This is a genomic window from Flavobacterium sp. GNP011 (genome assembly GCF_056428925.1).
Genome location: NZ_JBWJVJ010000012.1, coordinates 36,581 through 48,414, shown reverse-complemented (window position 1 = coordinate 48,414; position 11,834 = coordinate 36,581). Strand labels below are relative to the sequence as shown.

The window sequence follows — 11,834 nt, the reverse complement described above, 5'->3', positions numbered from 1 at the left end:
CTAAGTTCGATAGAATATCTCAACCCAAACTATTTAATTTAGTCGCATCAGTAAGTTTTCTAGGTGTATCGTCAGGCTTTGTAACATCAAAGACAACATTACCTTTAAAACCAACAATATCCTTTATTAAAAAGGCTAAATCAGAAATAGAAATTTCTTTGCCCGAGCCAATATTTACGAATCCTTTATCATTATAATTTTGCATTAAATACACACAAGCATTGGCCTTTATAATTACGCAAATGTAGTTTTATTTAGCAAAAAAACAATTTTAATAAATAACAAAAAGATACCTATTTAAACTAATAAAAACTAATCTACTTGAGAATATTCAATCACTATTACTAAAAATTATCATAATAACTAAAAAAAGCTGTGTAAACATTTTATTAAATACCATACATATTTTACTAAATCAACATCAAAAAATTTTAACCAAGTAGTTTTATATTTATGAAAATCTTATATTTCCTTTTATGATGTTATACTTATAATACAATAGCGGAAGAGACCTATAGTATAATAATAATTTTTATTCGTTCCTTTGCAAAGTATAAAATTGTCACTCATATTTTAAATAAAAATGGAAAATCTTAACGAAGAAATACATAACGCTTTCGAAATTATTAAAGATGGCGGAATTATCCTTTATCCTACAGACACCGTTTGGGGCATAGGTTGTGACGCCACAAATCCAGAAGCTGTTGCCAAAATATACAAACTCAAACAAAGAGCTGAGACACAAAGCATGATTGTTTTGATGAACGGAGAAAAAATGATGTACAATGTTTTTAAGGATATTCCTGAAGTAGCCTGGCAAATTATTGATCTATCCGAAAAACCTACCACCATAATCTTAGACAAACCAAGAAATGTAGCTCCAAATTTAGTTTCGGGAGACAACTCATTGGGAATCCGCATTGTAAAAGAGCCTTTTTGCTTCAAATTAATGGAAAAGATGAGAAAGCCACTGGTTTCAACATCAGCGAATATCTCTGGACAACCTACTCCTATTGCTTTCAAAGATATTAGTCCAGAAATTATAAAAGGTGTAGACTATGTTGTAAATTTGCATCGCGAAAAAATCGCCGGTAAACCTTCGACAATTATAAAACTGACGAACGATTCCCAGGTGAAAGTGATTCGAAAATAGTTTGCAGTATTCAGTTTCTAGTTTTCAGTTTAACAACTTTAGACTTTAGACTTTAAACATTTTTAAAATGAGCATTAAAACTTCATATAAAGAAGCCTTAAATAATAAAATTTTCAAAGTCATCTCTCAAGCTTCTCAAGAACTTAACGTAGATAGTTATGTAATTGGTGGTTTTGTTAGAGATTTACTTTTGAAGAGAGACTTTAAAAAAGACATAGATATTGTTGCAGTGGGCAGCGGAATTGAGTTGGCTTTAAAAGTATCTCAATTACTTCCAAATAAGCCAAAGGTTCAGGTTTTCAAAACTTACGGAACAGCAATGTTGCGCTTTGAAGACACCGAAATTGAGTTTGTGGGTGCCAGAAAAGAATCCTATCAGTCTGATAGTAGAAATCCTATTGTTGAAAACGGAACACTTGAAGACGACCAAAATCGTCGTGACTTCACTATAAATGCTTTGGCTTTATCCTTAGGCGAAAAGAATTTTGGAGAATTACTAGACCCCTTTAACGGACTCGAAGATTTAAAAAACAAAATAATTAAAACACCGTTGGATCCAGATATTACTTTTTCTGATGATCCGTTGCGTATGTTGAGAGGCATTCGTTTTGCGAACCAATTGGGCTTTGATATAGAAGAAAATTCGTTTCAATCCATTACAAAGAACGCAGAGCGAATCAAAATTATTTCTGGAGAGCGCATCGTGGATGAATTGAATAAAATACTTTCAACAGATCAACCTTCAATCGGATTTTTACATTTGTTCAAAACAGGACTTTTGGATATTATTATTCCCGAGTTAACGGCTTTGAATCAAGTTGAAGAAATAGAAGGTCACACCCACAAAAATAATTTCTACCACACGCTGGAAGTGGTTGACAATATTTGTCCCAACACGGATGACGTTTGGCTCCGCTGGTCTGCGTTGTTGCACGATATAGGAAAAGCTCCAACAAAACGTTTTAATAAAAAACAAGGTTGGACATTTCACGGACATGAATTCCTGGGAGGGAAAATGGCTAAAAAAATATTTGAGCGTTTGCACATGCCATTAAACCATAAAATGAAATTTGTTCAAAAAATGGTCATGATGAGTTCTAGACCTATTGTTCTTTCACAAGATACTGTAACTGATAGTGCGGTGCGCCGTCTGGTGTTTGATGCTGGTGAAGACGTAGAAAACTTAATGACACTGTGCGAAGCGGATATCACAACAAAAAACCCAAACAAATTTAAAAAGTACCACAAAAATTTTGAAATAGTTCGAAAAAAAATTGTGGAAGTAGAAGAGCGTGATCAAGTACGTAATTTTCAACCTCCTATTACTGGAGAAGAAATTATGGAGCATTTTAATATAAAACCATCAAGGGAAATTGGCCTCATAAAAGAAGCCATAAAAGAAGCAATTCTTGAGGGTGAAATCCCAAATGAGTACGATGCAGCTTTTGACTTTATGCTAAAAAAAGCAACTAAATTAGGTTTAGTCAAAGTTTAACTATTGTGTATTCGTTTACTCCAATGAAATGAGATAATTTTACAAAAAAAATACAATTCTTGTGCAAAAATACTTTTTAAAATCAGCAAAAACAGCTCTCGTTTTAGTTTATCTAGTCATCTTTGCAGGTGCCTTTGTTCGATTGACTGACTCTGGAATGGGCTGTCCTGACTGGCCTAAATGCTTTGGTTATTACATTCCGCCAACAGACCAAAAAGAGCTTTTGTTTACACCGAAAAAAGAGTACAATAAAGGCCAAGTAATTATAAAAGAAGAATCATTATTAGTTACTAAGGAGGATTTTGTTGCTAAAGAAAATTTTGAAACATCTAATTGGACACCTTATCAAAAACACGATTATGCAATTTTTAATCCCATTCATACTTGGGTTGAATACATCAACCGCCTCCTAGGGGCGTTAGCGGGCATAGCTTGTATAGTAACACTGGTTCTCTCCTTTGGTTATAGAAAAAAACAAAATAGTCTTATTTATTTATCCTTTATTGTGTGCGTTCTTATGGCATTTCAGGCTTGGCTAGGAAAAACGGTCGTAGATTCTGTACTTAGTCCGTATAAAATTACCACACACATGCTCGCTGCTTTGTTAATCCTAGCCATTCAACTTGTGGTTATTTACAGCGTGAAAACAAATAACAAAACTGTTACTTTTAATACCAAATTTAATACCTTTTTACTCTTAGCACTAGTTCTTACTCTTGTTCAAATTGTATTGGGTACAGATGTTAGAGAACAAGTAGATATTATTTCAAAAACAGGAGCTCCAGAGGTCATGTGGCTCCAAAATCCAACTGTTATATTTTACGTTCACAGATCTTTTTCGATACTTGTGCTGGCTATAAATGCTTATTTGTTCTATATGAATAGCAAACTAAATTTAAATGCAAACAAATTAAAATGGGTCATGTTCCTGCTTGCTTTTGAAATTATTTCGGGCATTGCAATGTATTATTTTGATTTTCCTTTTGGCACACAAACTATTCATATTGTTTTAGCAACCCTACTTTTCGGGATTCAGTTTTATTTGGTTTTAGAGTCATATTCACAAAGAAAAAAACAACTTTAAAATCCGTTCTTGACTATATTGTCACATCTTTTTTTGCTTACTAATTATTAAAATGTCTAAACTTGCAGCTCAAGATAAATTTTTAGATTTATCAGATTACGGGAGATTTTTTGGAAAATTTCTTGCCAACCAATTAAAAGATACGCGCTTCACTCCCATTCATGTTACGGTCCTTTTTGGCATTTCAGGACTATTAGCCATTTATAGTATTTTGCAAGGACATTACTTTTGGGCTGCGTTTTTCTTAATCCTAAAGTCAGGAATTGATGCAGCCGATGGCGAGCTTGCCAGGTTAAAAAAAACACCTTCTTACACGGGTAGATATCTTGACAGCGTGTTTGATATTGTATTAAATTTTTTGTTTTTAATGACCATTTGCTATGTTTCTAAAACCACTTTAATTCCTACGATTTTTGCCTTTATTGGTGTTCAACTACAAGGTACTTTATACAATTATTACTATGTTATTTTACGAACAAAATCTGTAGGAGGAGATACTACTAGCAAAATATTTGAAAATAAATCTCCACGAGCTTTACCAGGAGAAACACAAAAATCAGTTGATATTTTATTTGCTATTTACACAATCGTTTACGGTGTGTTTGATAAAATTATTCATGCACTTGATCCTGATGCATACAAAGTAAAAACATTTCCAAACTGGTATATGACCTTGCTTTCTATTTACGGATTAGGTTTTCAATTGTTAATTATTGCTACTTTACTTGCTCTTGATTGCATAGAGTATATTATTCCTTTCTTTATCTTTTACACTGCATTTATTTTGGTATTAATAGGTATTAGAAAACTTGTTTTTAAGGCATAAACCCACTATAGACAATATCTATATGCATTTATTAAAAATCACATTACCATTGTTTTAAAACAAAATACCTACAGCTATAATTTAACAACTTATTTCAATTCAACGCATTTTGGCAGCAAGTATTAAATACTATTAGCTATTGGAATTATACAATACATTTAAAGAATTGTATAACATTCAAACAGCTTAATTTTACCAAATTTGTGAATAACAAATAGTAATTTTAAAATTAGATATTATGCCAAATTCAAATGAAATTAAGGGTACTTGGAATGAGTTAAAAGGAAAACTGAAACAGAAATTTGCCGATCTTACCGAAGATGATTTATTGTATGAAGAAGGCAAAGAAAATGTGATGTGGGGTAAATTACAACAAAAATTAGGCAAGACAGAAAAAGAAATTAAATCTTTACTTGACTAGTTTTTGATTACATGAACAAGTGTTTCTGTTGCTGCTTTTTAAAAAAATCTTGATTTAATTTTTTTAAAAAACAGCAACAGAAACACTTTTTTTGGACTACAAAAAAACTACCCTATCCACGTTTTAAAATCGCCTACTTTTTCGCGGCTTACAATAACTTCATCTTCTTTATATGTAGGCAAAATAACTTTCAATCTGGAGTTGCTATAAAGTACAATTTCCTTGATTGCCTTCATGGGAATTATGAACTTTCTGCTAATTCTAAAAAAATCTTTTGGGTCCAATTCTTGTTCTAGGTTTTCTAATGTGCCATCAATTAAATAATTTCTGTTATCCTGCGTGTGAATGTAGGTTCCCTTATTTTCGCTAAACAAACATTCAATTTCATCTATAGAAATCACTTTTAAATGTTGGCCTATTTTTACCGTAAAACGCTTTTTATAGTTTTTTTCGAAAGGGTTAGCCAGCATCTTTTTGATTTGTTCAAAATCAATAGCGAGGTTTTGAACAGCTAATTCCTGTTTAGGTAAAAGCGATTTAAATTTGGCAACAGCCACTTCTAAATCATCTTCATCAATGGGTTTCAACAAGTAGTCAATACTATTCAATTTAAAAGCTCTCAAAGCATATTCATCATAAGCTGTTGTAAAAATTACGGCGCTTTTAATTTCAACTTTTTCGAAAATTTCAAATGACAATCCATCCGATAGTTGAATATCCAGAAAAATCAAATCGGGATGTTCATTGTTCGAAAACCACTCCAAAGCTTCCTCCACAGAATGAAGCATTACCTCAACTTGTAAACTCAATTTCTCTAGTTTTCTTTGTAGTAATCTGGCAGCTGGTTTCTCGTCTTCTATAATTATTGTTGTCATTTGCATTTGATAATTTGTTACTTGAATCGTTTGGGATCTTTATTTAGTTGAGACTAAGGGTGAATGCTTGCTTCACTCCCATTTATTATTTTTCTCTTTTTCCATCAGCTCTTTTATTTTGCGTTCTTCCCAGTTTCGCCCTAAAACGATTGCAGGTAAAAACACAGATAAACCATGAGACGCTAATCCAATTCCCCAAAATAAGGCAGTGGCAAAATTATTCCATTGAAAATAGCTTTCGCCAGTTTTAAGGTTTTGCGTGTTCAACACTATAATCATTACGTTTATAACGATGTAAACAATAAGGTGCGTATAAAACCCCTTAATTTTTCGAACTCTTTTAAGTGCATTATCGTATGCTAATTGATCAGTTGTTGTCATGATTATTCGTAGGTATTTGTTTTATTATTTTCTTCTTGTATGTATTGTTTTATTTTTCTTTCTTCCCAATTCCGTCCAAAAAATGGAAGCCAATTGAAAACTCTGATGGCGTGAAATAAAAGTCCAATACCCCAACTTCCAAAGGTCCAAAGAAAAAATATATGGTTTGGAGAATATCTAAAATTAATCAAGATTAGAATTCCGTTTACAAGTACAAATGAAGCAAGGTGCGAATAAAACCCTTTTAACTCTTCAACTTGCTTTTTAGCGATTTGATATTGCTCAAATTCGCTATTGTTTGGTTTATTTAGTTCCATTTGTTTGTTTTGTTTTTGTTTAAAATTTCTTGAACTTTTTGTTCTTCCCAATTTTTGCCGTAACCAAAGGTCTCGAGTGCGTGAAACGTTAATCCCATTCCCCAGCCCAAAAGCGGAAACCAAAACCATTGAAAAGGATGTGGCGAACTCAGGTTAATAATAATCAAAACAGGGATCACGATACAATACGAAATTAAGTTCCCATAAAATCCTTTTAATCTTTCTACTCTTTCTTTAGCTCTTGCGTAGGCTAAATTTTCGTTGCTAATTGTGTTAATTTCCATAGCGGCTATTTGTTTGGTTAAAATCGGAATCAGTACTTTAAAGTCTGTTTCCGTTTGTTCTACTAAAACTTTTCTTTTTGATAGCAAGGCATATCGGCTTACAATGTTTTGCAATCCTACTCCTTGACGGTCTTGTAATACTTCTTTTTTTTGCAAATTATTTTGAACTACCAAGTAATTATCCTGAATGAATATGGTAATTTGCAATGGTTTATTCTCACTTACTACGTTGTGCTTGATGGTGTTTTCGAGTAATAACTGTAAAGATAATGGTACTACTTTTGCTTCTAAATTATCAAAATCAGTTGGTAAATGAAAGGTGATGCTGTTCTCGAAACGCATTTTCAATAAATTCATATACGTTTTGGCAAAAGCCAATTCCTCGGCTACACTTACTAATTCTTTGTCTTTTTGTTCTAAAACATATCGATAAATTTTAGATAAAGAGGTTGTAAAACGCTGTGCATTTTCAGGATTTTCCTCTATGAGTGAACTCAAAACATTCAAACTATTGAATAAAAAATGAGGATCAATTTGATTTTTTAAACTTTCGAATTTGGCATTGGCTGTACCAGCAATAATTTTTTGTTCTTTAACTTTATTCTCATTGTACGCTTTGTAAAACGAAATCGCGTGAACCGAAAGCGTGATGAAAAAAGTAATAATGATTGCAAATACATATTTTGACGGTTTTTCGTTTGCCAAAAAGTATTCAAATGTTTGATTTTCGAAAACTACAACTTCAAAAACATGCATCAAGAAAATAACCAGCAACGATACTAAAAAGGAACCTATGAACCCTGCCACTAATCTCTTAATTGAAAAACGATCCGTAAAATAAGAGTCTAATTTTACAAACAAAACCGCATTTGCCGCATAAAGTGAAAACGTATACAGGGCGGTAAACAAGAACTGGGTTACTAAATGGTGATCTAGTTTTACAGTGCTCCCCATGACTATGTTGATGATTTGCATAATAACAAATATCAACACGGTGAGTTTAATTACTTTTTGCAATTGTTTATAAAGTATGTTCATTTTAAGTATTGTTTTGTATCAAGCCAGATTCAGCAACGTCAATTGATGTTGTTTATTTGCAATTTTTTTGAGCAATTTGAGCTCTCTCTAATCCCCAAGAAGGAGAAAAAACTGTTTCAGGTTTAAAAGTAGCAAAAAGTCCAATAGCTTTTTCAATTTGCGCACACATTGGTTTGGTATCGGTTCCCCAAAATTTCGCTCCGCCTATTTCAAATTCGGCTTTACAAAACACAACTCTTGGGTTTTCAGGAGCAATGGCCTTTGCTTTTCCATACAATTCCATTACGGGTCCAGCTAATTTTTGTCCGTTTGTCATGGGGTCAAATGCAATCCAGGCGGTATGAATCATGGCTTGAACCACAAGCAACTCTGCGTTATTAGGGTTTTTATCCATTTCAACATCAAGGGCTTTTTGAGCTTTATCAAGCAATAAACTTACTTGCTCTTTTTCCTTTGTGCCAAAAGCAGCATTTGTATTTACCAGTGCCACATAATAATTAGGCAACCAGCTTGATTTTTCGGCAGCAGCAATTCTTTCAAATAAAGCCGATGCTTCGGTACTTTTTCCTTCACCCCATAATTGAAGTGCTTTGCCCATACCTTGCTCAAATTGGCCTTGAGCCGATACATAGGAACTGATAAACAATACGATGGTAACAATAATTTTAGTCATAACTTTAGTTGTTTTAATTGGATTTTGGTTCATTGTTGTTTTCATGATTTTTGATTTTAAGATTATTTGATATGATGTTTGAAACGCTTTGTTTTTAATTACACTTCAAAAGTAGATTGCTTTTAACAGCTTAAAAATTGATTCCTACCGAACTGTAGAATTTAATGGATGAGTTGTATTAATTTTAGTCGAAAGTCTTAAAGTAACAAACGTATGTATCTATTAGGACTTTATACCTTTGACTTTAGGACATTATGACTGTATTTATAAATTCCTTAACTGATTGTCTTTTTTATCGTTGCTAATGGTCCAAAAGAAACCGACAAAGAAAAAACGGTCTGCTGTGGGAGTAATCTCTCTTCTGTTGTAAATTCCAGCGCTGTTTGGATTCTTGGCGTACTCGTACCCAAAAACATTTTGAGTAGCTAAAACATTCGAAACTGAGAAATACAAAATCTTTTGTGGACTCAATAAATAGGCCCAGTTGAAACTCAAATTGTTGTAGACTTTGGTTTTTCCATTCATGAATTTTGTTTCATTGGGGTTGTTGTACGGGCGACATGAACTGTAGGAATTTGTAAAGCCTATTTGTGATTTCCAGTTTGTTATGAAATATTTTGTAACAATAGACAAACTGTGATCGGCAACAAAACTTGGGGTCACTTGAGCGCTAAAATTTTTATAATCTCTCTCCGTATCGATGTACGAATAGGAAACCCAATATTCTAAGTTATTAATTGATTTTCCGTCTCTCCAAAACAAGTCCAATCCTTTTGCATATCCTAAACCTGAATTATTGAAAGCCGAATTATACAAGGGTGTTTCAGTATCAAATTTCACTAAATTGCTATACTCTTTGTAATAGGTTTCGGCACGAAATGTTTTTCCGTTTTTGTTGTACTGAAAATTTAAGATGTAATGCGATGCTTTTTCGCTTTCAAACTGATTGTTGTTCGAATATTTGACGTAATCTGCGCTTGGAGTTTGAGTAAAATTGCCATAAGCAAATGAAAACTGGCTGTTTTTGGCCATTTTATAAGCAAATGAAATTCGGGGTGCAATAGTAGTTTCATTTAGTAAGTCATTATTTGCGGCTCTTAACCCTACTTTTGCTGCCCATTTTTTTGAAAATAAAACATCAACCTCACTAAAAAAAGCCGCTATGTTCGAATTGTACCCGTTGGTGAAAACCGAACCTGAATTATCCCTAAAATCTTCGTTGAACTGCGTCATAAAATAATCAGCCCCAAAGGAAAGTTTGATCCTTTCTGAAAAACTTTTTCTTAGTTTGAATTTCAAATGGGCCGCATTTTCATCGTTTGCCACTTTATCAATATTCAAATTAATTTTATTATTGCTATATCCATAACTCAACCCAGAAGTTAGCTGCCAGTTATTTCCAAAAACTCCTTTGTAAGACGTATTGAAATAAAAATTATTGTTGTTTAAATCCACTCTAATTTTCTCAGGAGCATTGATATTTTCCTGATTGACATCAAATTTTGAAGCATCAAAAGCAGCATATACTTTTAAAATTCCGTTGTTAAAATTATAGCGATACACCGTTTCACCAGACAAGGATTGAAAAGGACTGTTCCAATCTACGTTTTGAGGAATCGCAGCTTGGTATGGTGCCAAATTAATGTAATTTGAATTCACACTCAACGAACTTTTTTTCCATTTTTGGGTATTCCCAATTCCCAATCCTACTGTCATCAAACTAATTTCTGTTTTGTTTTGGTCCGGCTCGTCCTGAGTGTTTAGCAGAAGAACACTCGATAAAGCTTCACCATATTCTGCTGAATAGCCACCTGTAGAAAATGATATTCCGTTGAATAAAAAAGGAGAAAATCGGCCACGAGTAGGTAAATTATTAGTACTTGCACCATACGGTTGCGCTACCAGAATCCCATCTACAAAAGTTTGGGTTTCATTAGCCTCACCACCTCGAACAAACAATCGTCCGTCCTCGCCTACCGTTTGTGTTCCTGGCAAGGTTTGCAAAGCTGCAATTATATTTCCTGCAGAACCTGCTGTGGTTACAATATCTAGAGGTTTCAAAACCGAAACTCTTGCTTTGTCTCCAGATTCTAATGTTCCAGCGGTAATAATAACGGCATCAAGAGCTGTTACACCTTCTTTTAGTTTTATGGTTTTATCAACAAATGCAGCCACATTAATTACTGTTTTTGAGGTTTCATAAATCAAAAAACTCACTACCAAAGTTTGAATTCCAGTTGTTGTGGTTGTAAAACTAAAACTACCTGTTTCAGTACTTGTGGCGCCATCATAGGTTCCTTCTATAAAAATGTTTGCTCCCGCAACGGGTTTTCCTTTTTCATCTACTACTTTACCAGAAATTGTACTTTGCGAAAAAAGAAGTGTTGTAACTAGTAAGCATAACAATGTGACTGAAGTTTTCATAATTATTTGTTTTTATGAAGCAAATGTATCTGAGAAAAAAAGGTTTGAAAACAGAACCTTACTGAACTGTTGAAAATGTATGCTGAGTTGTGATTTATTCTTTTGAGCAGAAAAAAAAACAGAATTTGAAGTACAAAAAGTGAAAGTCAGTATTTGTTAAAAATCAAAAGCGAAAAGAGGTTTTTAATTTTTTTAAAGTAAAGCGGAATGAGACTTTATTGCCATTTTTTGAGTTTAATAGCATACTTGAAAATGTTTTCACAAATAAACTGGACTTAATGGAGAGAACAATAAAAACAAGCACAACTCTTTTTTTGGATATATCAACAAGGTTATTTTTACAGAAAGATATTTTTTTGTAGTTTAAATCAACTATATTTACCGTAAAATAAAAATGGAGGTTTTGAGACAAACTGACATTTCCAGAAAGTACCTAATTATAGAATTACATGACTTTAACTACTTTTATTGCATTTCTTTCCTTCACTATATGTTTTATCGAAGTTTATTCAGAATTCCACATTCGAAACTATGGTACATTTCTCGAACGGTTAGTTTACTTATTTAGTATTAAAACACTCTTTACTTTACTTAAATTGTCATGCTTCATATCGTTCATATATATTTTATTTGACTTCAAATTTATAATAAATGTTGCAGAATACGCTGAAAATGCTATCGTTAAAATCGCATGGTCATATTGGTATTATTATCTACTTGGACCTTTTGTTTTTGCATTCTTTACAATTTTATCAAATTCAAAAGAATTATATCGTCAGCTGCGAGGGTTTAGCATCGACAATGAAAGAATTGATAACTTTTTTGCTAGTGTAAAGTACTTAACGATCCGATTAATTTCTTTC

General features: G+C 32.9%; 12 protein-coding genes. 5 read left to right on the top strand and 7 right to left on the bottom strand.

Annotation, left to right across the window (positions count from 1 at the left end; genetic code table 11):
- Nucleotides 1-19: 19 nt before the first annotated feature.
- On the bottom strand, nucleotides 20-214 hold the full coding sequence (locus tag AC061E_RS10720) for a Rossmann-fold NAD(P)-binding domain-containing protein (protein ID WP_478286243.1): 195 nt from the start codon (nucleotides 212-214) through the stop codon (nucleotides 20-22).
- Nucleotides 215-583: 369 nt separating this feature from the next.
- Here AC061E_RS10720 and AC061E_RS10715 point away from each other — a divergent pair, with 369 nt between their 5' ends.
- The 5 genes from AC061E_RS10715 to AC061E_RS10695 all read left to right on the top strand — a co-directional run bounded on the left by AC061E_RS10715 (nucleotide 584) and on the right by AC061E_RS10695 (nucleotide 4,979).
- Nucleotides 584-1,153 carry an L-threonylcarbamoyladenylate synthase gene (locus tag AC061E_RS10715; RefSeq protein ID WP_144892724.1) on the top strand — a complete coding sequence of 190 codons (570 nt, stop codon included), beginning with the start codon at nucleotides 584-586 and terminating at the stop codon, nucleotides 1,151-1,153.
- Nucleotides 1,154-1,220: 67 nt separating this feature from the next.
- Nucleotides 1,221-2,648, top strand: a complete 1,428-nt coding sequence (locus tag AC061E_RS10710) for a CCA tRNA nucleotidyltransferase (RefSeq protein WP_478286242.1) — start codon at nucleotides 1,221-1,223, stop codon at nucleotides 2,646-2,648.
- A 61-nt stretch (nucleotides 2,649-2,709) separates the two neighbouring features.
- Nucleotides 2,710-3,732, top strand: a complete 1,023-nt coding sequence (locus AC061E_RS10705; protein ID WP_478286241.1) for a COX15/CtaA family protein — start codon at nucleotides 2,710-2,712, stop codon at nucleotides 3,730-3,732.
- Between the two features lie 52 nt (nucleotides 3,733-3,784).
- On the top strand, nucleotides 3,785-4,558 hold the full coding sequence (locus tag AC061E_RS10700) for a CDP-alcohol phosphatidyltransferase family protein (protein ID WP_478286240.1): 774 nt from the start codon (nucleotides 3,785-3,787) through the stop codon (nucleotides 4,556-4,558).
- A gap of 238 nt (nucleotides 4,559-4,796) precedes the next feature.
- On the top strand, nucleotides 4,797-4,979 hold the full coding sequence (locus AC061E_RS10695) for a CsbD family protein (RefSeq protein ID WP_478286239.1): 183 nt from the start codon (nucleotides 4,797-4,799) through the stop codon (nucleotides 4,977-4,979).
- Nucleotides 4,980-5,086: 107 nt separating this feature from the next.
- Here AC061E_RS10695 and AC061E_RS10690 read toward each other — a convergent pair whose 3' ends face one another.
- The 6 genes from AC061E_RS10690 to AC061E_RS10665 all read right to left on the bottom strand — a co-directional run bounded on the left by AC061E_RS10690 (nucleotide 5,087) and on the right by AC061E_RS10665 (nucleotide 10,971).
- A complete protein-coding gene (locus AC061E_RS10690; protein ID WP_478286238.1) occupies nucleotides 5,087-5,854 on the bottom strand; it encodes a LytR/AlgR family response regulator transcription factor in 768 nt (255 codons plus the stop codon).
- A 72-nt stretch (nucleotides 5,855-5,926) separates the two neighbouring features.
- Nucleotides 5,927-6,235 carry a 2TM domain-containing protein gene (locus AC061E_RS10685; RefSeq protein ID WP_478286237.1) on the bottom strand — a complete coding sequence of 103 codons (309 nt, stop codon included), beginning with the start codon at nucleotides 6,233-6,235 and terminating at the stop codon, nucleotides 5,927-5,929.
- A 2-nt stretch (nucleotides 6,236-6,237) separates the two neighbouring features.
- Nucleotides 6,238-6,552: a 2TM domain-containing protein gene (locus tag AC061E_RS10680; protein ID WP_478286236.1), complete on the bottom strand. Its 315-nt coding sequence runs from the start codon at nucleotides 6,550-6,552 to the stop codon at nucleotides 6,238-6,240.
- Nucleotides 6,543-7,874 (bottom strand): 2TM domain-containing protein, encoded by a 1,332-nt coding sequence (locus tag AC061E_RS10675; protein ID WP_478286235.1) that lies wholly within the window; start codon nucleotides 7,872-7,874, stop codon nucleotides 6,543-6,545. Before AC061E_RS10675 ends, AC061E_RS10680 begins: the two co-directional genes overlap by 10 nt.
- Nucleotides 7,875-7,926: 52 nt before the next feature.
- Entirely contained in the window at nucleotides 7,927-8,547 is a 621-nt protein-coding gene (locus tag AC061E_RS10670) for a hypothetical protein (protein ID WP_478286299.1), read from the bottom strand.
- Nucleotides 8,548-8,811: 264 nt separating this feature from the next.
- Nucleotides 8,812-10,971: a TonB-dependent receptor gene (locus tag AC061E_RS10665; RefSeq protein WP_478286234.1), complete on the bottom strand. Its 2,160-nt coding sequence runs from the start codon at nucleotides 10,969-10,971 to the stop codon at nucleotides 8,812-8,814.
- Nucleotides 10,972-11,834: the final 863 nt, after the last annotated feature.